This window comes from Rhizobium sp. ARZ01 (assembly GCF_014851675.1).
In the GTDB taxonomy this organism is placed as follows: Bacteria; Pseudomonadota; Alphaproteobacteria; order Rhizobiales; family Rhizobiaceae; genus Mycoplana.
Genome location: NZ_JACVAE010000001.1, coordinates 2,913,312 through 2,937,676 on the forward strand (window position 1 = coordinate 2,913,312; position 24,365 = coordinate 2,937,676).

16 protein-coding genes are annotated in these 24,365 nt (G+C 60.9%); 10 read left to right on the forward strand and 6 right to left on the reverse strand.

The window, feature by feature from the left end:
* Positions 1–27: 27 nt before the first annotated feature.
* The 3 genes from IB238_RS13750 to IB238_RS13760 form a co-directional block, all read right to left on the reverse strand.
* A complete protein-coding gene (locus tag IB238_RS13750) occupies positions 28–1,038 on the reverse strand; it encodes a TAXI family TRAP transporter solute-binding subunit (RefSeq protein WP_192247092.1) in 1,011 nt (336 codons plus the stop codon).
* A gap of 441 nt (positions 1,039–1,479) precedes the next feature.
* Positions 1,480–2,490 carry an amino acid ABC transporter substrate-binding protein gene (locus IB238_RS13755; RefSeq protein WP_192247094.1) on the reverse strand — a complete coding sequence of 337 codons (1,011 nt, stop codon included), beginning with the start codon at positions 2,488–2,490 and terminating at the stop codon, positions 1,480–1,482.
* A 100-nt stretch (positions 2,491–2,590) separates the two neighbouring features.
* On the reverse strand, positions 2,591–5,647 hold the full coding sequence (locus IB238_RS13760) for an aminotransferase class III-fold pyridoxal phosphate-dependent enzyme (protein WP_192247096.1): 3,057 nt from the start codon (positions 5,645–5,647) through the stop codon (positions 2,591–2,593).
* 43 nt (positions 5,648–5,690) lie between these two features.
* On the opposite strand from IB238_RS13760, the gene IB238_RS13765 reads away from it, so the two are divergent.
* Positions 5,691–6,209 carry an Lrp/AsnC family transcriptional regulator gene (locus IB238_RS13765; protein ID WP_192247811.1) on the forward strand — a complete coding sequence of 173 codons (519 nt, stop codon included), beginning with the start codon at positions 5,691–5,693 and terminating at the stop codon, positions 6,207–6,209.
* Between the two features lie 30 nt (positions 6,210–6,239).
* On the opposite strand, the gene IB238_RS13770 is transcribed toward IB238_RS13765, so the two are convergent.
* Positions 6,240–7,673, reverse strand: a complete 1,434-nt coding sequence (locus IB238_RS13770) for a M20 family metallopeptidase (protein ID WP_192247098.1) — start codon at positions 7,671–7,673, stop codon at positions 6,240–6,242.
* A gap of 831 nt (positions 7,674–8,504) precedes the next feature.
* Here IB238_RS13770 and IB238_RS13775 point away from each other — a divergent pair.
* The 9 genes from IB238_RS13775 to IB238_RS13815 all read left to right on the forward strand — a co-directional run bounded on the left by IB238_RS13775 (position 8,505) and on the right by IB238_RS13815 (position 18,459).
* Positions 8,505–9,845, forward strand: a complete 1,341-nt coding sequence (locus IB238_RS13775) for an O-antigen ligase family protein (protein ID WP_192247100.1) — start codon at positions 8,505–8,507, stop codon at positions 9,843–9,845.
* Positions 9,836–10,681 (forward strand): AAA family ATPase, encoded by an 846-nt coding sequence (locus IB238_RS13780; protein ID WP_192247102.1) that lies wholly within the window; start codon positions 9,836–9,838, stop codon positions 10,679–10,681. The genes IB238_RS13775 and IB238_RS13780 overlap by 10 nt, the downstream gene beginning before the upstream one ends.
* The gene (locus IB238_RS13785; protein WP_246723548.1) at positions 10,678–11,709 is read left to right on the forward strand and encodes a hypothetical protein; all 1,032 of its coding nucleotides are present in this window, start codon (positions 10,678–10,680) and stop codon (positions 11,707–11,709) included. Before IB238_RS13780 ends, IB238_RS13785 begins: the two co-directional genes overlap by 4 nt.
* Before the next feature lie 123 nt (positions 11,710–11,832).
* Positions 11,833–14,007: a pyruvate kinase gene (locus IB238_RS13790; protein ID WP_192247103.1), complete on the forward strand. Its 2,175-nt coding sequence runs from the start codon at positions 11,833–11,835 to the stop codon at positions 14,005–14,007.
* A 20-nt stretch (positions 14,008–14,027) separates the two neighbouring features.
* Positions 14,028–14,612 carry an adenylyl-sulfate kinase gene (locus IB238_RS13795; RefSeq protein WP_246723549.1) on the forward strand — a complete coding sequence of 195 codons (585 nt, stop codon included), beginning with the start codon at positions 14,028–14,030 and terminating at the stop codon, positions 14,610–14,612.
* Between the two features lie 58 nt (positions 14,613–14,670).
* Positions 14,671–15,927: a cation:proton antiporter gene (locus IB238_RS13800; RefSeq protein WP_192247105.1), complete on the forward strand. Its 1,257-nt coding sequence runs from the start codon at positions 14,671–14,673 to the stop codon at positions 15,925–15,927.
* A gap of 50 nt (positions 15,928–15,977) precedes the next feature.
* On the forward strand, positions 15,978–17,102 hold the full coding sequence (locus IB238_RS13805) for an aldolase (protein WP_192247107.1): 1,125 nt from the start codon (positions 15,978–15,980) through the stop codon (positions 17,100–17,102).
* Entirely contained in the window at positions 17,099–18,100 is a 1,002-nt protein-coding gene (locus IB238_RS13810; protein ID WP_192247109.1) for a nucleotidyltransferase family protein, read from the forward strand. Before IB238_RS13805 ends, IB238_RS13810 begins: the two co-directional genes overlap by 4 nt.
* A 92-nt stretch (positions 18,101–18,192) precedes the next feature.
* On the forward strand, positions 18,193–18,459 hold the full coding sequence (locus IB238_RS13815; protein WP_192247111.1) for a hypothetical protein: 267 nt from the start codon (positions 18,193–18,195) through the stop codon (positions 18,457–18,459).
* 189 nt (positions 18,460–18,648) lie between these two features.
* On the opposite strand, the gene IB238_RS13820 is transcribed toward IB238_RS13815, so the two are convergent.
* Positions 18,649–21,435 carry a metallophosphoesterase gene (locus IB238_RS13820; RefSeq protein ID WP_246723550.1) on the reverse strand — a complete coding sequence of 929 codons (2,787 nt, stop codon included), beginning with the start codon at positions 21,433–21,435 and terminating at the stop codon, positions 18,649–18,651.
* A 282-nt stretch (positions 21,436–21,717) separates the two neighbouring features.
* Entirely contained in the window at positions 21,718–24,336 is a 2,619-nt protein-coding gene (locus IB238_RS13825; RefSeq protein WP_192247113.1) for an RTX toxin, read from the reverse strand.
* Positions 24,337–24,365 lie beyond the last annotated feature (29 nt).

Consider the following 24,365-nt stretch of genomic DNA (forward strand, 5'->3'; position numbering starts at 1 on the left):
GCCGCGTCCCCAAAGAGCCTCAGGCCCTTACTTCAGTTTGCCGGCCTCGCGGTAGAACTTCTCCGCGCCGGGGTGGAACGGGATGCCCGCGCCCTTGACAGCATTGTCCAGCGTGATGTGCTTGCCCTTGGCATGACCGGCAGCGAAGAGCTTCTGCGTGGTTTCGTTGAACAGCGCCTGGGTGATGCCATGGACCAGATCCTCCGACAGATCGGCCGAGGCCACCAGTTGCGCCCCTACCGAGATCGTCGCGACGTCGGCATCCTGCCCGTTGTAGGTTCCGGCAGGGACGTTGTCGGTCGCAAAGAAGCTGAACGTCTCACGCAGCTTGTCCACCTCGGGACCGGTGATCGGCACCAGCACGACCTCATGCTGGCTGGCCAACTCCGCAATTGCACCCGCCGGATAGCCGCCGACAAAGAAGAAGGCATCCATCGCGCCGTCGCGCATGCGGTCGGCGGCCTGATCGGGCTTGAGATATTCGGGCGTGATATCGGCTTCCGACAGACCGAAGGCTTCGAGGATGATCTTGGCGTCGACCAGCGTGCCAGAGCCCGGTTCGTCGAGCGAGACCTTCTTGCCCTTCAGATCGGCGACCGAAGCGATGCCCGCATCCTTGCGCGCGACCAGATGGATGCTCTCGGGATAGAGATTGGCGATCAGCCGCAGATTCTCGACTGCTGGCTGGCCGTCCCACAGGCCAGTGCCGGTCTGCGCCCAATAGGCCACGTCGGATTGGCTGAAGCCGGCCTCAAGCGTGCCGCCCTTGACCGAGTTGACGTTGCCGACCGAGCCGTTCGAGGCAACGGCGGTGGCGATCAGGCCAGGCACGCCGCAGGAGCCGCCCTGGTCGCAGGCACGCGAGCCGGGCGGGTTCGAGATGGCGTTCGCAATCAGGCCTCCGATCGGGTAATAGGTGCCGGCGGTGCCGCCAGTGCCAATGCGGAAGAACTGGATGTCCTGGGCGGCGGCCCCCTGGAACATCATGCCCACGGCAAGCGCCGCGCCAGCCATCGCCTTGAACGAAAAGAGTTTCATGTATTTCTCCCAGCAAGAACCATTGGTCGTCGACACCACCTTTCCGGCGGTCATTCGCGGACACTAGTCAGAAAGGTTGAAGCGGGTCCAGCCCGGGAAGGATGTTTCCACGGCATTGAGATGATCTGCGCATCTTATCAGCTTGACGAGATATACGCCGGGCGTAATCGCCATTGTCAGAAGTCCAACGACATTCAGACAAGCCCCCTGTCGTCCAGCGTCAGGGTCGTGTAAATCTTCCGAGAAGATGCTGAAATTGCAGCTATTTACCGCCCACGCCATCCACGAATACAGGTCGCAATTCAGGTCTGACCAGGCTGCCATCGATGCCGATCTGGTCAACACCCGGCATGCCATAAAGCCAGGTTGGGATGTTTCAGAACGCCGCCCAGACCGTGCCGGTGAATGGGCGGCGCTCTTCCTTCTATGTGCCTGCCGATATCAGCGAGCCGGCGGTGCGTACATCAGTCCGCCGTCGCTCCAAAGCCGGTTGAGGCCGCGGTCGATTTTCAGCGGACTATCCTTGCCGAGATGGCGCTCGAAAATCTCTCCGTAGTTGCCTGCTACGGATACTGCCTGATAGGCCCATTTGGGATCGAGACCGAGCGACTTACCGGCTTCGTTTTCGATGCCGAGGAAACGCTTCTGGATGACAGTGCCGTCCTCAAGCAGTGATGCAGCGTTCTCCTTCGTGATGCCCATTTCCTCGGCCTCGATCAGCGCGAAGAGCGTCCAACGCACGATCTTGAACCATTGGTCGTCGCCCTGGCGGACGGCCGGGCCAAGCGGCTCCTTGGAGATCACCTCAGGCAACACGACGAAACGGTCAGGGTCGTTGAGGGTGAGGCGCTGGGCATAGAGCGCCGAGGCATCGGTGGAATAGACATCGCAGCGGCCGGTGTTGAAGGCTTGGATCGTTTGGTCGGGCTTTTCGAAGGCGATGACCTCGTATTCGATCTTGTTGGCGCTGAAATAGTCGGCCATGTTCTGTTCGGTCGTGGTGCCGGTTTCCGTGCACACCGAGGCGCCGGAGATTTCCTTGACGCTCTTCACACCGATCTCTTTGCTGACCATGAAAGCCTGTCCGTCATAATAGTTGACGCCAACGAAGCTCATGCCGAGATCGGAATCGCGCGAGAGGGTCCAGGTCGTCTGACGCGAGAGCAGGTCGACCTCGCCGGATTGCAGCGCCGTGAAACGGTCCTTCGTGGAAAGCGGCACATAGGCCACCTTGTCCGGATTGCCGAGCGTCGCGGCCGCAACGGCGCGGCAGAAATCAACGTCGAAGCCGCTCCAGGCGCCGTTCTTGTCCGGCACGGAAAAGCCGAGCACGCCCTGGCTGACGCCGCAACGGAGTTCGCCCCGCTGCTTGACGACGTCAAGTGTGCCTGCATTGGCAGCCGTACCGGCGGCAAGCGCCGCTACAGCCGTTGCCAGAACTCTGATCTTCATGTGGTCCTCCTCCTTGGTTGATTTTTCGCATGCGTCGTCCCGGCCGGGAGGGGATGTCCCCTCGCGGCTGTAAGGTTTTGAGCGGTGGCGTCGTTCGGGTCTAGCCTTGCGTTCTCGCGACGTCGGCGAAAGTCTCCTCGAGAACGGCGAGCAGATGATCGGCGTCGCGCATGCTGAAGATCATCGGCGGGCGCATCTTCAGCACGTTGTCATGCGGGCCTTCGGTACCCATCAGGATGCCGCGCTGTCGGGCGCCATTGCAGACCGCCCGCGCGACATCGGTCGCCGGCGCCTTGGTCTTGCGATCGGTCACCAGTTCAATGCCGAGGAAAAGACCCATGCCGCGAACATCGCCGATCGTCTCGTAGCGCTTCGCCATGTCGCGGAAACCGGCCATCAGGTGATTGCCCACCTCAAGCGCGTTCCGCCTGAGGTTCTGGCCCTCGATGACGTCGAGAACCGCAAGCCCGACGGCGCAGGAGACCGGGTTGCCGCCGAAGGTGTTGAAGTACTCCATGCCGTTATTGAAGCTGTCGGCAATCTTGCGGGTGGTGACCACCGCGGCCAGCGGATGGCCGTCGCCGATCGGCTTGCCCATGGTGACGATGTCGGGCACGACGCCCTGGGTCTCAAACGCCCACCAATGGCTGCCGACCCGGCCGAAGCCGACCTGCACCTCGTCGGCGATGCACACACCGCCCGCTTCGCGGACCATCCGATAGACTTCCTTGAGATAACCCTCCGGCAGGAACACCTGACCGGCGACGCTTGGGATCGACTCGGCGATGAAGAAGCCGGGGGCCTCGCCCTTCGCCTGCATCGCGGCAATCAGCTCGGCGACGCTTTCGGCGTAGCGCTTGCCGTGCTCCTCGAGCGGCCAGTCGGCCGGCGCACGGTAGCTGTCGGGCACGCAGGCCACATGGATGTGCGGCTTCTTACCCTTGCCGCCCTTGCGCTGGAACTTGTAGGGGCTGAGGTCGATCAGCTCCTGCGTCGTGCCGTGATAGGACCAATCGATGACGACGGCATTCTCGCGACTGGTATGGGCCCGCATCATCCGGAGCGCCAGGCTGTTGGCTTCCGAGCCGCTGTTGACGAAGCCGGCGACCGTCAGCTCCTTCGGCAGCGTCGCCGTCAGCCGCTCGGCATAAGCGACGATGTTGTCGTGCAGGTAGCGGGTGTTGGTGTTGAGCGTCGCCGCCTGCCTCGCCATCGCCTCGACCACGGCCGGATGGGCGTGGCCGATGTGGCAGACATTGTTGAAGCAATCGAGATAGGCCCGGCCGCGATCGTCGATCAGCCAGACGCCCTCGCCGCGCACGAACTTGATCGGCTTGTCGTAGGAAATCGATAGGTTCGGGACCAGCAACTCCTTGCGCAGCCTGACGATCTCCTCATGCGACCGACCCTGCTGCTCGTAGAACTCGCGGGCGATGCCGGCAAAGGCGCTCGCATCGGGGAAAAGCTCGGCCCAGACGTCGAGGTAGCGCTCCTCACCGACGCCGAGGATCGCGGTGGCCGACAGGCTGGTGTCGGTGGAGATCTGCAGGTGCAGGTGCGGCGCCCAGCCGCCGTTTTCCTCCGGCGCGCCCATTTCGGCGACCAGCGCGCCCGCTTCGAGACGATCGCCCGGCTTCAGCCGGTTCATCGCCTCATGGGCGAGATGCCCCCAGAGGGTAGTGAACGGCGGGCAGCCTTCCGGCCGATGCTCGAGCGCGATCAGGCAGCCGTAGCCGAGCGGATCTTCTTCGATCTCGACGCTCTTCACCGTGGCGGCTATCGGGGTGTAAAGCTTGGTGCCGGCGGCCATGAACAGGTCGAGGCCGAGATGGCGGGTGCGGCGGGTGTTTTCGACCAGCTTCGAGACGAACATGTCGCCGGAATAGACGGTCCGGGCCTCGCCCCAGGGACCGATGCCGAGCGCCACGCCGTTCGCGCGGCAATGCTCTTCCCAGATCGCCTGGGCCTTGTGCGGTTCGGCGGCGGCTGATGTCACCGTCATCGGATGCTTCGGATCGCCGTAAGGCACCAGTTCGGCCAGATAGGTGGCGGCGGGCTTGTCGAGCAGCGGCCGCAGCGACTTGCGGTTCTCGCGGATCCAGGCGTCGATGGCGCGGGCGCCGGCGATCGCCTCGAAGCCGCAGGCCTGGCGCAGGATGGCGGTGGCAAATCCCCGGTTCATCGCGTCGAGCTTGCGCAGCAGCGTCCAGGCCGGCTTCTCGCTGATGGCGAGATAAGGATTGTCATCGGTGTGCGCGTGGCGCGACGCCGAGATCGTCACCGAGGTCACCAGCCGCATGGCGATCAGGTCGAACAAAAGGTCGAGTTCTTCGCCAAGCAGCGGATACTCGGCATGAAACCCCTTGGCGATGGCGGCGGCGGCGCCGATCGGATCGGCATGGTCGAGGCCGGCATACGCGGCGGCGATCGCCACCTCGGCGATGACAGGGCTATAGAGCGCGTCACCGAAATCGATGAGGCCGGCGATGCGGTCGTGATCTCCCTCGGCGACCAGCACGTTCCAGTCATTGGCGTCGTTGTGGATGACGGCCGACCGCAATGTCGCAAGCTTTGGAGCGACCTTGGCTTCGAAACGCTCGATGAAGCGCTGGAGAAGGGCGCGGTCGTCGGCATTGGCGACATGACGCAGCCGCTCGGCCGAACGGCCGGCGTTGCGGATATCCCAGTCGAGATCACGCAATGCGCCCGGATGCATGAAGCCCTTCAACGCCGCATCGAAGCGGCCGATCAGGCGGCCGAGCGATGTCAACGCCGCGTCGCTGCGCGCCGACTGGGCCAGCGGCACGCCCGGAATCCAGCTGACCAACCGCACGAGATGGCGGACGCCGCGGCTGCTGGTGGTTTCGGCGAGGTCATGGCCTGTTAGCGTCGGGCGGATGTGCGGCACAGCGAGTTCGGCCGCGTGCCGACCGATATGGCTGAGGAGGGCAGTTTGAAAATCGCTTTCGATATGCGGTTCGCCGGCATTGACAATCTTCAGGATGAAAGTCTCGCCAGCCGGCGTTTCAACCTTGAAATTCTGGTCGCGCTCGCTGGCAAGTGGCGACAGCGTGCCGGTTAGCCCGTAGCATTGCACAAGCAGCGCAGTTGCGGCTTCGATGGGAAAATCCGGTGTCGTCATCAGCATGTCGTTCATGGCAATCCTCTTCTCGATGGAAAGAGTTGCATGGACGCGGACCGTGCGCACCCGGCATTACGCCGGTTGCGCCGGCACTCTGTTTATAATAACCGTCATTTTGTCGGCACGCGCACAGGAGGGGGCCATGCAGGATACGGACGCCATCGACCGGACGATCCTGAGCATCCTGACGCGGGAGGCCCGCATCCCGATGAAGTCGCTCGCCGGACGAATTGGCCTGTCACGCAGCGCGACCACTGAGCGAGTCAGTCGGCTCGAAAAGGCCGGTATCATTCGCGGCTACCGCGCGGATATCGGCCAGCTCGACGAGGGGCAGATCCAGGCCTTCCTACTCATCACCTTGAAGCGCACCCCCTCGCTCGGCGTGCTGGATCGCCTTGCAGGCTTTTCCGCCGTGCGCAAGGTTTCCTCGGTCAGCGGCCAGCTCGACCTCGTGGTGGAGGTCGAGGTCGGCTCGATCAACGCGCTCAACGAATTGCGCAACGAGGTGGCGACAATGGACAATGTGGAGGACCTGACAACCTCCATCGTGCTGCGGCGGGACATCGAGCGGAGCTAATAGGCGTAGCTAACCTGACATCACCTCGTTTTATGTGACGGCACCCTTGGACATATTCAGCGGTGGCATGACGTCCGGGCTCAAGGGGCTCACATAAGGTGTCTGGGCAGTGTGGTGCGCCAGCGCCGCCTTGGCTTCCTCGATCAGGATCGGGTCGGTCAGTGCCGCCAATCCTGTCGCGGCCATGGCCTTGGCCGCATGGACCATCGCCTTGTGCGCGGCCGGCGACTTTCCTTGCGCGACCACCTGCCAGGTGTGGAGTGGTGTGCCGATCGCGACGGTGGGCGCATGCACCTGCACCGTCGGCACTACCCAACTGACATCGCCGATATCGGTCGAGCCGATGAACGGCTTGCGCCTTGTATCTTGCGGAACGAGGAAATCCGCGAGCGGCGCGTCGGTCACCGGCATGCCGATCGCCTGATAGACGGAGGCGATATCCTTGTCCGACAAGGTCTTGCGTATTTCGCTGGCATAGGCGCGATCCTGGTCGTCAAAATCAGGGGCACCGAGCTCGTCCATGGCATTGTGCAACGCCAGTTCGAGCGGCCTGTTGTCCAACGTGTTCGAAACGGCGCTGACGATCTTCATCTCCACGCTGGTTTCCGTCATCAAGGCCGCGCCCTGCGCGATCTTGCGAACGCGTCCCACCAGATCGAGCATGCCCTGCAGGTCCATCGCGCGAATGGAATAGCGAACGTGCGCCCGCGCCTGGACCACGTTGGGGGCAATTCCCCCGGTGTCCAAGATCGCCGAATGCACCCGCGCATCCGACGGCATGTGCTCGCGCATATAGTTCACGCCGACGCTCATGAGCTCGACGGCATCGAGCGCGCTGCGGCCGAGATGCGGCGCCGCGGCCGCATGAGCGGCACGCCCGGTGAAAATGAAATCCGCCCGCGTGTTGGCTAGCGAAAGAGCCGGCGCCACTTCCCAGAAGCTGTAAGGATGCCATGAAATAGCGATGTCGACATCATTGAACGCCCCTTCGCGCACCATGAAGGCCTTTGCCGCGCCACCTTCCTCAGCCGGGCAGCCGTAGTAGCGCACCCGCCCCGGAATTCCCTTCTCCGCAAGGAAGTTCTTCAGTCCGACTGCTGCAAGCATGGCGCCGGATCCGAGAAGATTGTGGCCGCATCCATGACCATGTCCTCCCGCTTCGACCGGTTTGTGCTCGGCCAATCCAGCTTCCTGGCTGAGGCCCGGCAGCGCGTCATACTCGCCCAAGAACGCGATGACAGGACCGCTCTCCCCGGCCTCGCCGATCACCGAGGTCGGGATACCGGCTATGCCTTCGGTGACGCGAAAACCCTGATGCACAAGTTCCGCCTTATGCTCGGCAGCCGATCGCACTTCGGTATAGCAAACCTCAGGCATGCCCCAAACGCGATCGCTCAGTTCGATCAAACGCTGTTTCTGCGCGTCAATCTGGTCCCACAGGTCCTGGCGGTCGTTCGCACTCATGTCTTTTCCAATTCTCTCTAAAGCTGTGCCGCGTCGTCAAACACCAGTTCACTGGCCAGCGGCATTCGGTTTTCGAACCAGAGTAGCCACCGCTCGCGACATGGCCGCATCGTCGTAGCCGACACCCGCGAGATCGACCAGCCTCCAGTTAAACTTCACTTTGAAGGGATTCGGCTTTCACTTTCGCAGTCAAACACAAACTTCGCGCGTGCATAACGCGACGTGTGCCAGCCTGTCTTGAGCATCGAGGAAAACCCACCAATAGTCGCGATTTTGGCCGCCCGGGAGGCTGCGAGACCGACAAAATGACGCCGGTGGTGGCTGATCCGCGACGGCCGGTGATGCTCAGTGGATTGAGCACAGCTCCTTGGCACAGAAGTCCCAACCCACCGAAAGCTATCCAAAGCACAGTACCTACCATCTACCCTTTCGCCCTACTCCCCCAACGAATAGATCTAACGCCGCAACAAATGACGTAGAAAGCTCCTACTTTAGTCGACATATTCATGGAAATATGACCATAGGCTCTTCGCGACCATGCTGAAACGATCGTCGCGTGAATGAATGAAGGGCATTGCGTAAGCACAGCCTTCAGCTTATTCTAACTATTCAACATGCGTCTGCGTCGAAAACTAAAATGATGCTGCGAATGCGGGAATTTTCACCTGCAGTGCGGCAGCATTTTTAGAATTGCCCTTGGGCAGAAAGTTCAGAATTTTTCTATCTCTATTCTTACTGTTCGTGCGTCGCACATCGCGAAAGCCTATCATCTGAAATCGTTGCCGCGCACCACGATACTCCTGTCGCAATCGCGTCGTTTTAGCCGAATTGTTGTCGAGTGACCGCGCCGCTTCACCCTTGCTCCAAGTCTTCCTACTGTTGCTTATCGCTTCGATCTGGTTTCCCGGCGCCACACGGATCGCCGGGACGGATGGCTCACTGTCCTTCCTGCTGGCTCTGTTCTGCGCCGCCATAAGCCTCGGGTCGTACCGCGAGCTCGCAAAACGTGTTCATCACACCGAAGCGACCCTGGCGGCTGCGCTGCTGACGACTGCCGGCCTGATCATCATTCTCTCGCTTTTGTCGATGCTCTACGCGGACAATCCGATGAGGGCCATGCGTGCTGTTTTCGCGCAAATCTTCGGTTTCGCCACAATTCCCGCGATCGTCGCGATCTCCGCGAGGCCGAACGGTGCGGCTGTCGTGGACAGATTTGTCACCGCGATGATCGTCATGAGCGTTGTGACGGCATGCATCGTCATCGCGGGTCTCGGCGGCGCCAGATTCGCCGATAGGGCAGCTGGTTATTTCAAGCATGCAAACCAGTTGGGAATAGCTATGTCGGCGGGCTTGCCGATTGTCGCCGCGAGACTAGTCATTGCACGCAAACACCGAATACTTCTGTTCGGTTGCCTCATTGTCGTGCTCCTCGGCCTGGTGAAATCGGGCTCCAAGACCAACTTCGTTGTCGGTGTCACAGGGCTTGGCCTCTTCTTTGCCCTGTATGCAATTTATTCCGCAGTCCGAAAACAACGGCCATTGGCGATAATTGCGGGAGCAGTCACGGCACCATTGGTGCTTCAGGCGGCCCTCTTCATCCTGCAATCCCTCAACCCGAGAGCTTACCGGCTGTTGACGACGCAATTGAGCGGTGGCGAGGCGCCTTCGGTCATATCGCGCGCGCGCCTGTGGTCCATCTCGATCGATCTAGGTCTCGCGCATCCGTTCAGGGGGGTGGGTGCGGGCCAACCGATCGGCGACATCGCCCCGCATAGCCATAACTTATTCATAGAATATTTCCGGACGCTCGGTGTCCCGGGCGTCGCGCTGATAGTGGTCATGGTTCTGCTCGTCTTGATTTGCCTGATTGGCGCCATCGTACCCACATTGATTGGTCAGGGCAGAAGCACATATGCCACCAACGCGAATGTAATGGCGCTCGGGGCATCGGTTTGTGTGTGGAATTATCTCGTGGCAAACCAGATGAGCGACTCCTTCGGCCCATCGACGGCGGCGTTCTTCTGGATCCCACTCGCGCTGCTGATCGCCTACCGCAACGTGCAACAATCGATTGCGGCCGGTACTGACGAGGGTAAGCAGGCGTTTGACGAAGCGAATCCGCACGCCTTCCGAACGCTGAGGCCCCGGGGAGGACAGAAGCTTTGGATCTGACCCCAATGGCGTCAAAACAGCACGAGTCCGCTGTAGGCGATCCGCAATGCGTTGGAGTGCCGATTCTCCCGACAGGCATCCGCTTTATCGAATTCTTTGGTCTCCCTGGGATCGGAAAGACAGCTGCCTCAAGCGTGTTGGCCGCCAGGCTGAGGCAGGGTGGCTCCATCGTCGACGAAAAAAGAACGACTTGGGGAAGTAAGCCACTGATTGCGAGGCAATTGCGTCGGGCCCGCCTCGTTCTTCCAAGATTGTTCGACCGGAAATTCCGTTCGCTAGCTGTACGAACTGCAAGGTTCGTTGCCCAAGGCGGCCAGGAGTCTCCGATCGATTTTGTCCGCTGGACATGGCATCTGTGGTCAGTCGCCGCTTACATCAGCGAAGAAAGGTCGAGGGGCGCGCCGGTCACGATCCTGGATGAAGGACTGATGCAGGGGTTTTGGTCCGTCTTCTTGAAGAGCAGGCATCGTAGAACGTCGGAGCATTGGCTCGACATCCTGTCTGCCATCGGCGTGGATGATTTCGTCTTTGTAAATTTGTGCGGCGTGATCGACCTTGCACAAGATCGGCTCGACGGAAGAGGCGATCGAGCCTCACGACTGCAAAGAGCAGTTCCGGATGACAGGGTTAACCTCTGGATCAACGCGGATCGCGCCTACCTCATGATGGCTGCCGATCTTTGCGGGCCGCCGAAAGCGACGCATCGCACACCAACAGTAGCGACAGTCGACGTGAACCCGTCGATGTCTCCCGAACTGGTAGCAGATAAAACGCTTCAGGCAGTGCATTTGGCCTATCACAACAGACATCACCCAGCCGACTCGCAACGCCGATGAGCGTGACGATGAATCGCCGGTCTTTCATGCGCCTTGCCAGCGCATGTCCCGCCCTCGCTTTGTTTGGCTCGGACGCGGTCGGCGACCCGCGAACACCCATTGATGACGACGATTTTGAAGACACTCACATCGTGTTGAGCGGTGAGTTCGGCTACGAACAAAAAACCATTCGCAACCTTCGGGCCGGAGCGACTATCGATGCTCGAAATGCTTCCTTCATAGCTGCCAACAGCCGGAACCCTAGACCAAATGCGATTCTCGGCTGCAATATAGGCACGCAGCCGGTTAACCCCTACCCCCTCGTTATTCGCAACTCACCCGAAGTACGGCTCGTCGGGGGCCGCATCAATGGTGAGGTGCCGCTTGAGGCAGACTGGCGATACACCTATTGCAATAGCGCCGCTCTGCTCGTCAGAGACGGAACGGCGAAAGCGACGATAGAGGGCGTGCGCGCGCGCCGCTGCTGGGATGGTATTCGCTTCGCCGACGGTGCGAACGGGTTTCGCGTGAAAGGCTGCTGGCTAAGTGAGATCAGGGACGATGCGGTGGAAAATGACTATCTCCTCAGCGGAGTCATAGAGGATTGCTTGTTCGATGGGTGTTTCTCGGGGATCAGCCTGGACCCAGGATCGCGTGATCGCAACGGTAGCGAGGAACTTGTAGCGATTGACCGATTGCTGATCCGCATGCGCACCTATCTCGCCAAGGGAGAGACAACGCATCAAGCCCCCGTCAAAACCGCTGACGTTTCGCCGAAATTGAAGATTACCGGGTCCGTTTTTGCACTTTCTTCCGCAGACATGCGCGGCTCTCGCCGGCTGGAGCGAACCTGGCAAAGGATGCTCGAGAGTCGCGACAACAAGCTTCTATGGCTACCGGATGAACCAATCCCGGCCACACTGCCGTTGCCGCCTGCAGGCTTTGACTTGCTTAGAGGCAACGATGCCCGCGAGTACTGGCAGAACGCTCGCCGAAGCTGGATCTCCGCCCACCCCGAGGTTCCCCGGTTCTCGGACGACGACGTGTGAAAGTTCATCCCAAAGGCGCGGCGCGGACCCCAAACGCCACCACCTTGCCGGTTGATCGGCAGCGCTCGGACGGCGCCAGGTAAGCCCATCCATGAAGTCGAATCGGACGCAAAGGTAGGCACCATGAAAGCCAGGGAAGTCGAGCTGTTGTGCACGCTTGGTCCAGCATCCCTCAATGACCATGTCATCCATTGGCTTGAGCGGGCTGGTACCTCGCTCTTGCGCCTCAACTTATCACACACGAAGGTCGAGGATCTCGAGCGGATCATCACCTTCGTCCAGCAGCGAACATCCGTCCCTCTTTGTCTGGACACCGAAGGCGCGCAGGTTCGCACCGGACCATTGGCTGACGGCAAGGTAACCGTGCGGGAGAACCGGTTTTTGACCGCTTATGCCCTGCCCGTAGCGGGCGACCAGTTCAGTATCAGTCTGTACCCGGCATATATCATCAACAAACTCGAACTCGGCGACTTTGTTAGCATCGATTTCAATGCGGTCCTGGCTCAGGTTGTGGAAAAGCGTAACGACGAAGTCATCCTGAGAATCCTGAACGGCGGGGAGATCGGTCAGAACAAGGCGGTGACGGTTCAGCGGCCGCTCGATATGCCGCCTCTCACCGGGAAAGACATCTCAGCGATTGCAATCGGCCGCCGAATGGGCATCCGCCATTTCGCGCTCTCCTTCGCGCATCGCGCCTCGGATATCAACGTGATCCGGTCACATACCGGCGACAACGCGACGATAATATCCAAGATTGAGTGCCTGAGCGGGCTGCGGAACCTGGCAGCCATAGCCGAGAAGTCAGATGCAATCCTCATAGACCGTGGCGACCTCTCCCGGGAAGTTCCGATCGAACAGATTCCCGCGATTCAGAAGATGATCATTCACGGCGCGAAAGCACATGGCGCCAAAGTCTATGTCGCGACAAACCTGCTCGAATCGATGACGAGCGCGCCGACACCAACCCGAGCTGAGGTCAACGACATCTACAACACTCTGGCCGATGGCGCCGACGGCCTCGTCCTGGCGGCGGAGACCGCCATCGGTCTGTACCCGGTAAACTGCGCGAGGATGGTGGTAAAGGTAGCCCAGCAATTCCAACGGAGCAACGGCACGCGGCAGATCCGCGTGCGCCCTTCGTCGCTGATGGCCGGCGTCGAGCCCCACGGCGGGCGTCTCCTTTGCCAGGCCGCGGGGCTAGCCGAGATTCCGGACATCCAGGATTTGCCAGCAATCACTGTCGGCGATGAAGAGCTAACCGATGTCGAACAGATTGTCCGCGGCACCTTCTCGCCCCTTCGAGGCTTCATGGACAGGACTTGCCTAGAGAGCGTGCTCGAGGACAAACGGCTCCCCTCCGGACTGATCTGGACGATGCCAGTGGTGCTAGCCGTACCCGACAAAGCCGCAATCCGCTTCTCGAAGGGGGACCGTGTCCTACTGTCCACCAAATGCGGCTCGCCGCATTCCCTGCTCGAAGTATCCGAAGCCTATGACTTCGAGCCCGAACTGCTGGCGCGCAAATGGTTCGGCACTGACTCGCGCAAACACCCCGGTGCCGCCCGTGTGCTGGCGCGCGGCGGCCACTTTTTGGCGGGCAACGTCACCCTCATTCAGCCGCTGCCCTTGCCATACCGGCGCTATGACCTGACCCCTTCCCAGTTGCGAACAGTTTTTGCTCACAAAGGTTGGAGCCGGGTAGTCGCGTTCCACACCCGCAACCTCGTCCATCGCGGGCACGAGAGGATCCAGATCGAGGCCCTGGAACGCACCTATGCTGACGGCCTGTTGATCAACCCCATCGTGGGACATGCCAGGCGCGGAGACTTCCTGCCGCATCTCATCCTCGACGGCTACCGGGCCATGCTCGATTACGGGATCTACCCCCCGGGCAAAGTGGTGCTTGCAAGCTTCATCACCTATCCGCGGTTTGCCGGCCCCCGCGAGGCGGTTTTCACCGCTCTCTGCCGTAAGAACATGGGCTGCAGCCATTTCATCATCGGACGCGATCATTCAGGCGTCGGCGGTTTCTATGGGCCAAATGCCAGCCGGGAGCTATTCGAAGAACTCGGTGAGCTCGGCATCGAGCCGATCTTCTTTGACCCCGTCGGCTATGACACCCAGTCCGAACGCTACGTCGATCTGAATGCCTGCAGGACCGCCAAGCCCATCAGCGGCACGGAAATCAGGCGCGCCCTGATGGCGGGCGAAGCGCTGCCGAACTGGATGATGCGCTCCGAGGTGCAGGACGTCGTCCGAGCCGAGTTGATGATGAAGCATGCCCTGTTCCAGGAATAGCACGAGGCTGGAGAGGTCCGATGGTGAACGAAATGACGTATCTAGGGACCGAAGTTCGACAGAAGCGCCCTCATTTGCAAGCTGGAACAGTGCTGTGGCTGCTCGGACCGACCTCAGCCGGCAAGACGACACTGGGGACCCGTGTCGTCGCGGACTTAAGAAAGAATGGGATTCCCGCCATTCTCTTCGACGGCGACGAGGTCCGCGGTTTCTTCGGTGATGAGTTCGGATTCGGCGCAGGAAGTCGGTTGCACGTCGTCTCGATCCTGGTCCACTTGGCGAACAAGGCTGCCGAGGCCGGCCTTAGCGTCGTCGTCGCGGCGCTTACTGCCGGGCAGGACGCTCGCGACTATATTCGCGAGAATGTTAAAAACCTGACGATCGGCTACGTCGCCTGCTCCATCCAAGGCTGCGCTGAAAGGGATCCGAAGGGGCTCTACGCCAAGGCAATGCGCGGCGAGATCGATACTCTCATCGGCTACAACAGCGCCTATCAGCCTCCAGAAAGCCCAGACCTCGTCCTCGATACCGAGTCACGTTCCCTAGACGAACTTTCTGCGCAAATCGTGGCCTCCTATGCGCAAGGTTGCCGGCCTTGCACATAGGGCGCGACTGATGAGCACTGGAACCATCTTCTGAACACGCGGCCTTTACGGTGACACCATGAACGATTCCGAACTCGCCCGTTTCTTCCTGTCGCTGGTTCTTCTGCTCGTCGGCGCACTGGCCGGCGGCCACCTGTTCGAGCGGCTGAAGATGCCGCGCGTTATCGGCGAGATCGTCGGCGGAATAGCACTTGGCCCGTCGGTACTGGGCAACATAGCGCCCGAGGCACACAGGTGGTTATTTGCCGGTTTTCCAGCACAGACTGCCCTGCTCTCTGCCTTCTATTGGTTTGGCCTTGTCCTCCTAATGTTCATAGCGGGATTCAAGATGCAGGCCGATGGAGCAGCGGGATCACGCCACATCGTCTTGGCACTGGTGGTCGGCGCGCTAGTGATCCCATTCGCGCTGGGTTATGCAGGCGCGCCGCTGTTTGCCGACACAAGGCTCGGCGATCCCTTAGCGTTCAAGCTGGTAATGGGTATTGCCGTAGCCGTGACGTCGATCCCGGTCATCTCGCGTATCTTTCTCGACTTGGGCTTGATGGGCACACCATTTGCGTGCAACGTAATCGGATCCGCGACCATTCAGGATCTCGTCCTCTGGACGATTCTGGCGGTCGCCACGGCCGTACAGAGCGGCGACGCCGCCGATGCGACAGGCATCGGGCGTGTGGTCGCGACCACCCTCGCCTTCGTGCTTGTCTCGCTTTTCTTTGTGCCAGCAGGCGTGCGGGCGCTCCGCCGATGGATCATCGGGAAGTCGAGCGAAGCTTCCCTCACCGGGTATAGCATGCTGCTGTGCCTGATCTTCGTCGCTGCCGCGAGCCTTTTGAAGGTAAATATCGTCTTTGCAGCGCTCGTGGCGGGCCTTGTGTTGGCGCGCTTTCCCTCGCGCCATCTTGCTCCCGTGAAGCAACATATCGCGGATATCTCGATCTGGTTTTTCGTGCCGATATACTTCGCGCTCGTCGGGCAGCGGCTTGACCTCGCCCAACAATTTGACGCCACCCTGACCCTGTTGTTCATCGTCGCGAGCACGATCATCAAGCTGGCGAGTTGCACCGTTGCCGCCAGAGCGGCAAACATCGACTGGGCCAAGGCGCTTGACTACGGCATAGCGATGAACACACGCGGTGGGCCGGGTATCGTGCTCGCAAGCGTGGCCCGTGCCGCCAACATCATCGACGATCGCATGTTCACGGCACTTGTCCTCGCCTCGATCCTCACCTCGCTGGCCACTGGTCTGTGGCTGCGCTGGCGGTTCGTGCGCAACCCCATGCTATTTTCCGAACCGGCGCGCTTGCCGGCGGAGTGAATGTGGCGCGCGGCTGGCAAACGGCGTGTCAGGGAACAGATCGACGACCGATGGAAGCTCACGCACGAGACCCGGCCGATGACGCGTCGTCACAATTCATGATCCTGGCGCGGCTTGTGCACATAAAGGGGCAGAATGTTCTGTTCAGTGAATCCCAGCGCGCGATTTTTGCCCTAAACGACTCCGCCGCGGAAATTTGGCGCCTGCTGCAGGAAGGCACGCCAGCCTATGCCACTTCAGGCAGCTACGTTGATCCCCTGGATGTGAATGGGCACGTCAAGGCCGCACTCAAGGATTGGGAGCGCCTGGGCCTCATTCGGCCCCGCATATCTTCGATCGACCTTTCGCCCCATGCGCATGTGAACCAGGTACTGGCCGTTGCGGGGCGCCGCATTCGCATCCTCTATCCGGCAGCCCATGCCTTTCCGGCAAACACCGTTTTCAAGCATCTCGAGGCCCAAGAGGAGACGGCCGACACTTTGCTTCAACTGGTTGAGCACGGCGATCGGCTGCACCTGCTTCGCAACGGCGATTGGCTTTCGTCCTGCGCCCCCGACGAAATCGCAACGGCCCTGAAGGGGGAGTTGCTGAGCGACGTTCTCAGACACTGCCCCTATGAGCTCGCTCTCCATGCGGCTGCCCTCATCAAGGGGGAACGCATCGTGCTGCTTTGCGGCAATCCAGGCGCAGGCAAGACAACGCTAACATTGGCGTTGGCCCAGGTCGGGTTTGGCTTTGCCGCCGACGATGTAACGCTGCTGAATTCAGACGGGCTCGGCGTGGGGCTTCCATTTGCTCCCGCAGTCAAGCCGGGCGCGTGGTCCCTTCTGGCCAAACACGTCCCTGGCCTCGATATTGCTCCGATCTTCCGACGTCCGGACGGCAAGCGCGTGCGTTATGTCGTGCCTACGTCTATAACCGTATCGTCGGCGCCCCGGCCCATAGGCGCTGTCATCCTGCTCCGTCGAGATCACAATGCGAGGCCGAGCTTGGATCCGGTCGACCCGGTGGCTGCACTGCGCGGCCTACTTAGCGGCGCGTTTGCACCCGGCGGTGAACTAAGCGCCGCCGCCTTCGATGTCCTCGCCGGCGTGATTGGATCAGCACCGGTCTATAGCCTGACCTATTCCGGGCTCGATGACGCGGTAGACCTGATTGGCCGAGCTTGCCCATGATACGGGCCGCCAACACGCTTGACGCATTGGTCGCCGGACTTCGCGGCCATCTCGTATCCAACGCCGACTGGCAAGCAGTGATTGCACTTGCAAACCACACATTGCTGACGCCTGCTCTGTTCTCATCGCTCGAACAGACCGGTCAGATACAGCGGGTCCCCAGTGATGTGCGCAAATATCTGCAGTTTATTCATGATTGCAATCGGGAACGAAACATGCGCTTGCGGGCGCAGCTGAAAGAGGCCGTCACTGCGCTCAACAAACGCGGCATCGTTCCGGTTCTGTTGAAGGGAGCGGTTCCGTTGTTTCTTTCTCGGCCCGTTCTCCCCTCGAGCAGAATGACAAGCGATCTCGATATAGGCGTAGCAGCGCGCGAGGAGGCATCCGCCCAAGCCTGCCTCGAAGAGCTTGGCTACCTTCAGGTCCCTAACGAGCGCGGCATGGCGCGCCCGCAGGACGCCGGGCTGCTCGAACTCCGGCCGTACCGTCCACACAGCTTTGAGCGCCCGAAGCTCGTGCTGCAGAATGACCTTCGAGTGAAAGTTCCTTCCGCTCAATCTCGCGCCCTGCACTGGATCTTGCATGACCTTGTAAAGGAAGGAGATTACTTGCGCGGAAGGATTGATCTCCGGCACTTGCATGATTTGGCGCAATTGGCAGAAAGCGATGGAATTGACTGGACTGCCTTGCGGGCATCGGTGCCGGATAGAGGCGTGCGCAACGCCATCGACACACAACTGCTGGCCATGCACTCCTTCTTTGGAACCAGCATTCCGGTCGAGTGCATGCAGCGTCCGATAATTCGTCTCCAGCATTGGAGGCGCGTCATTACATCCAGACACCCTGTCTTCGGCGCCCCGCTGCGCTTCGCCGGTAATATTTTGTGGGGCGCCAGGCGGCTTTCACGCGCCCAAGAACTGGCAAGACGTGATCCGGTCTATCTCCTGCGCCGAATCGCAATCATTCTCCTGAACGGAGATCTTCGCTCGAAGATTTAGACTATTTTCGCACGAACTTGCCTGATTGCATCTATGAAGGCGAAATGGTAATATCAAGACGTTACTCTAAGGTGATGTATAGGTGACCTATCATGCCCGAAGATAGAGCAAATGGCGTAGAAAAAACAACCGAAAGCCTGACATCTGAATCTGAAGCTCGCCGAGCTTTTCTCAAGAAGGCCGGGCGTTTCGCCGCTGTTACACCTCCATCCATAACCCTCCTGCTTGGTACAAGTTTAAGTTCGCGCGCTATTGCCAAGTCCAACGGCTCGCGCCCCGGTCATGGCTGGGGAGACAAAAACCATACGCACTACCACAAGAAACACTCCGACTTTGGTGGCGGGAAACATAAGCGGTGACCGTCAGGGGATGGTCGACCAGTGCGCCGCTTCAAGCGCTCTGGTCGGGGCGGGTTTCCCCAATGCATCAAAAAACCCCTGGCAAACGCCAGGGGTTTTTCAGCAGTCTGAGCCGGCAGCGATGCCGGCTTTTTGCGTTGTTGCGTTCGCCGGGGAAAGCTCTGGCCCGCCGGACGGGAAGCAGGCGGATTACGCAAGGAGGAGATCTGTCGGGAGAAAATTGTTGTCGTGGAGCTGATCCGCGTGAAGGCCGAGCAGCGTAATCTGGTTCGCCCCACCGAGATTGGCAACCACATTCGCCCCCTGGTTTGTGGCCACTTGCTGGAATTTGCTGGCGCTATCGATGCCAAAATCACGCAGATCGAGGACGTCACCGGTTGCGGTACCGGGTCGGAAATTGACGATCGTGTCACTTCCGTCGCCGGCATGGAACACGAAAAGGTTGGCGTTTTTGCCCCCGACCAATGTGTCGTTGCCGCGACCGCCGACCAAGGTGGCGTCGCTCCCGAGCCCCCACAGATAGTCGGGGCCCACGGTGCCATTCAGCACATAGCCGCCGGCGCCAGTCGTCGGGGCACGGCCCACCGGCGTCGGGACAAAATAGGAATCCGTGAGGACGCCGGTCACGGCGGTCCCGTTGAAGCTGCTGACCTTGTAAAACTCAATCAGCATGCCCGCGTCGGTGATGGTTACAAGATTGGCGCCGACATTCGGTACGTCGCGGCCGGCCCCGCCGAGTCCCGTTGTGGTATAAGGAAGCCCGACCCCGTCGCCGTTGTCGTCCCGATTTTCACGGTAGAAGTTGTGCTCGTGGCCGGCAAATACGGCGTCCACGCCCCAGGACTCAAAGGGCCACCGCATGGTGCTGGTGCTGCCGCTCGGGTTAAAGGCCGTGTGATGGTAGTAGGCGACGTTGAAGCTCGCATCCGACGCATCAAGGACGGAGTGCGCCCATTGCCCCTGGACTGACGTCGCGCTGCGGCCGTCCGGATCCTGCTTGTTGCTGTTGAGCGCGAAGAAATGCACCGGCCCGATTTGGAAATCATAGTACCGCTCGTTGTCGGGCAGCGTAAAATAGTTCAAGTAATTGGAAAGATTGCCGTCATTGTATTCGTGATTGCCGAGCGTCGGAAAGAAGCGGTTGATCGCGCTGCCGCTCCCGTATGAGCCTTGGTAGTTTCCGATGTAATCGTGGTATTGCTGGCCGATTGCATTGTCTATCAGCTGCGGCCCATAGACATTGTCTCCCACGGTCAAAACGAAATCGGCGTTCCAGCTGCGTATGAGGGCCGCGACCGCCTTTTCGCCATTAAGGCTGGTGTCGCCGAAGTCGCCGAGGACCGCGAAGCGGTACAGAACCTGCGGACCCGCCTGCGCAGGGACGGCGACAGTGTAGTCGTGGAAATCTTTGCTGCCGTCGGAGGAGGTGGCCGTCACATGGAGGTTGATCGACGGCTCGGACTGGGCATTGAGCGTGCCGGTGCCCGAACGCGTTATGACGCCATTGGCATCGATGGCGAAGCGTGAATCATTGAGGCTATAGGTCACCGTCGAGCCGGCGTCGGGATCCCTGGCCGAAGCAGTGATCCCGACCTTGGTACCCGCTACAGCGTTCTGCGCAATCCGGTTGGTGGCCGCATCGGCATCGGCCGGCGTGTTGAAGGCGATCGGTTCCGGGCTGTTGAGGATGCCGAGGCTGTAGGTCTGGGTTGCGGTGCTGCGGTCGGTTGAGGTCGCCGTCACCGTCAGCGTGATCGCGGTCTGGGTCTCGAAGTCGAGCGTGCCGGTGCCCGAACGCGTGATGACGCCATTGGCGTCGATGGCAAAGCGCGCATCGTTGAGGCTGTAGGTAACCGTGTCGCCGGCATCGGGATCCCTGGCCGAGGCGGTGATGCCGACCGCCGTGCCTGCTGCGGCAAGTTCCGCGATCTGGTTGGTGGCCGCATTGGCATCGGCCGGCGTGTTGAAGCCGACCGGGGGACTGGCCGGCGGCACATGGTATTCGATGTGCAAGAGCGGCGCCGCAGTGGCACTGCCCTCAAAGGATCTCGCCGTGCGCGTGCCGGTACCGGTGACGAGGAAAGCCATATCGTTCAGTGCCGCCCAGCCGTCGCGGTCGACGATCTCCTGGATGATCGCCTTGAGGTCCGGCGTGCGCTCGGCAAGGCTTGCCTCGCCGCGCACCGTCCAGTCCGGCGGCGCCCAGGCGACGGAGGCGTCGGTGGCGAGACGCGAGGACACATTGAACCTGGCGGTGGTAAAGGCGGCCGCATCGTTCGTGTCCTCGCCGCGGATCAGCAGCGAAACCGTCCCGGTCGTCACCTCGTCGACCGTGAACTGGATATAGGCATTGGTGATGATGGCGCCCTTGGGAACGTCGATGCCGGTGAAGCGGATCCCAACCGTCTGGTTAGTGCCGTCATCGATCGTCAACTCAAGGTCGCTGCTGGTGGAAGACACCGAGCCCGAGGGCCGTTCCTCGACGTCATTTGCGCCCGACGCGACCCTCGTCTCGAAGACTGGGTCGGCGGCAAGCAGGCTGACAGCAGCGGCGCTCGAAATTGTCGTGGTGTTATCGGCCGGGCCTGGCATGCGATCCGGCGCGAGTGCGCTGAATGACGGGATCGCACCCTCCTGTGGATTGCTTCCGTCCGGCTGCTGCTCTGGACCGGGAGCCGGCGCAGCGAGCACAGTATCAGCGGCTGGATCGTGATCGTTCTTGCCAGTTTCATCGAAGGAGGGGTGACGGTGATCGGCAAGCGCAAGCCTGGCCAGGCTTTCACTCAGTTCGGCTGTCCCCGAGCTCTGCGGTACAGAATTGCCGGCTCCCGCCAGCTCCGGACCGGCGATCCCGTCCGGTCCCATGGAGGCGGTATCGAACAAGTAGCCGCCATTGATGTCAAAACCTAAAGCGAAGTCGATCGCGAGCAACTTCGTGTCGCCTACGCTAAACGGAACACGGGACAAATTGATCATGTCCGGCCTCCTCTACGACGGTTTCAGGTTGAACTTCTCGATGCACTGCACACGGCAAAGCCGCCGCTAACCCGTTTGGCGCGAGCGCTGTGTTACGCCCACCGCCGCAGGTAATACGCACAGGAGCAGACAATTTCCGGGGATCAGATTGTTCCGTTCGTCACCGCGCAGGTGAGACATGGTGGCTTCAGGAGCCACATGAACGGCTTGCAATCGTCCAAGCATTCTCCATCCGGTAGGCCACCCGACAGGCTGACGCGGCGGGCATCGTCTGACGAGCGATCAGGACAGCAGCCAATGGTCGAGTTGGAACTCATATATCTTGCCGTCGTTCTCGTTCGGATTGGAGTCGTTATCGACGCCTCGGTCGGCGATGTAGAGGCTCATCTGGTTCGCATCGTCGCTGCTCGGCGCCAGCGCCAATCCCGCCACTTTGCGTGCATTCGCCGCGGAGATATCGAGCGTTCCCAGCGATTGCCCTGTCGTTGTCATCATCGCCACCTGGGTACGCGACTTGACGACATAGAGCAGATCGTGAACGGGGTCGTATTCGACGCAGGGATCCCCGTTTGTCAGTGTACCGATCGGAAAACTCGTCACGACGTCATCGCCGCCGGTGGAGGCCACGCCGTCGAACCTGCCGTTCGCGCCCGGGTTGATCGTGTAGATCTTCGCTGCGCCGTCCGCGAGGTACAGGACGCCGCGTTTGGTGTCGTAAGCAAGCCCTTCCGGGTCCGAACTGCCGAATGCGGATGTCTTGAACGAGGTCACGACGTCATCGGCCGTGTTGTAAAGTCCGTCTGTTCCGGGGTTAAGTTCGTAGACGCTTTTCGTGCCGGTATCATCAGAGAAATAGAGGTGTCGATTGGTCGGATTGTAAGCAGCTCCACTTGGTTCGTCCGAAAACCCGGTCGTGGTGGTCGCTCTGACCAACGTACCGTTCAGGCTCATCTCGAAGAGATTCTTTCCCTTGAATATCGACATCTCGTCGACCTCGCCGTCGGAAACCAGCAGTGTTCCGAGGTGGGAAATATAGGTGAGCCCCGACGGGTCAGGGCTCTCCGGCGACCACTGGGACGTCAGTATCGTGTGCATCAGGGTCGCCGACGTGGGCGGACTGGGGGTGCCTGTGGCAACGTTGACGGCGTAGTCGTGGGTATCGCTGCTGCCGTCCGAGGAGGTTGCCGTCACATGGAGGGTGATTGATGGTTCGCTCTGGGCATTGAGCGTGCCGGTGCCGGAACGCGTGATGACGCCATTGGCGTCGATGGCGAAGCGCGAATCGTTGAGGCTATAGGTCACGGTCGAGCCGGCGTCGGGATCCCTGGCCGAGGCGGTGATGCCGACCTTGGTACCCGCGACAGCGTTCTGCGCGATCTGGTTGGTGGCCGCATCGGCGTCGGCCGGCGTGTTGAAGGCGACCGGTTCCGGACTGTTGAGGATGCCAAGGCTGTAGGTCTGGGTTGCGGTGCTACGGTCGGAGGAGGTCGCCGTCACCGTCAGCGTGATCGCGGTCTGGGTCTCGAAGTCGAGCGTGCCTGTGCCCGAACGCGTGATGACGCCATTGGCGTCGATGGCAAAGCGCGTGTCGTTGAGGCTGTAGGTCACCGTATCGCCGGCATCGGGATCCCGGGCCGAGGCGGTGATGCCGACCACCGTGCCTGCTGCGGCCAGTTCCGCGATCTGGTTGGTGGCGGCATCGGCGTCAACCGGCGTGTTGAAGGCAACCGGGGCGCCGGCCGTCGGCACATGGTATTCGATGTGCAAGAGCGGCGCCCCGGTGGCGCTGCCCTCGAAGGATTTCGCCGTGCGGGTGCCGGTACCGGTGACGAGGAAAGCCATATCGTTCAGTGCCGCCCAGCCGTCGCGGTCGACGATCTCCTGGATGATCGCCTTGAGGTCCGGTGTGCGCTCGGCAAGACTTGCCTCGCCGCGCACCGTCCAATCCGGCGGCGCCCAGGCGACGGATGCATCGGTGGCGAGGCGCGAGGACACATTGAACTTGGCGGTGGTAAAGGCTGCCGCATCGTTCGTGTCCTCGCCACGGATCAGGAGAGAAACCGTCCCGGTCGTCACCTCGTCGACCGTGAACTGGATATAGGCATTGGTGATGATAGCGCCCTTGGGAATGTCGATGCCGGTGAAGCGAAGCCCGACCGTCTGACGGCTTGTTCCGTCGAAGCCCAACTCCAAATCATTGACGTTGCTTGACATCGAGCCTGAGCCCCGCTCCTCGACGTCATCGCCGGCGCTCGCTACCCTTGCCTCGAAAATAGGGTCAGCGGCAAGCAAGGTGCTCGCAGCAGCAAGGCTCTGCACGCTCATCCCGGTGGGGCCTTCTTTTGCGCCGTCGTCGGTTGCCAATGCTGCCGGCTCCGGCGACGCGTCGGTCTGGCCCTGCGGCACCTGCTTCGTGCTTGCCGGAACCTGCGAACTGGTTTCGTCCGCAGTCTCTGCCGCCCTCACCGCTGCTTCCGGGGCCGCGGTGATGTCGCTGAAGGGGGGCGCCGCATGGCCGTTGTCCACGTGGCTCCATACGTTGCCGGCCGCTCTCAGAGAGTCGTGCACGGCGCCGACCTGCTGCAAACCGTTCACATCCGGTTCCAGTGCTGGAAGCATGTCTGTCAACAACGAATCCGGGCGCCGCCAGTGGTCTTCACGACCAGTTTCGTGAGCGACGCCATAGCCATCCCAAAGCTGGTGCCATGCGAAGCTCTGATGAGCGTTCCCGTACGAGGGTACCGTCAACGGCAGAACGCCATCGGCGCCGAGATGCATTGCGACAGATGAACCGGTGACACCAGTCACGGTCATCAGCCCACCATCGCCCAGTCGGTAGCTATTGATGCCGTAGTCGACCTCGAACGGTTTGATGCTAGAAAACCGGCCCAATCCAGTCATGTCGTATCTCCTTTCCGCGCGCCTGTTTC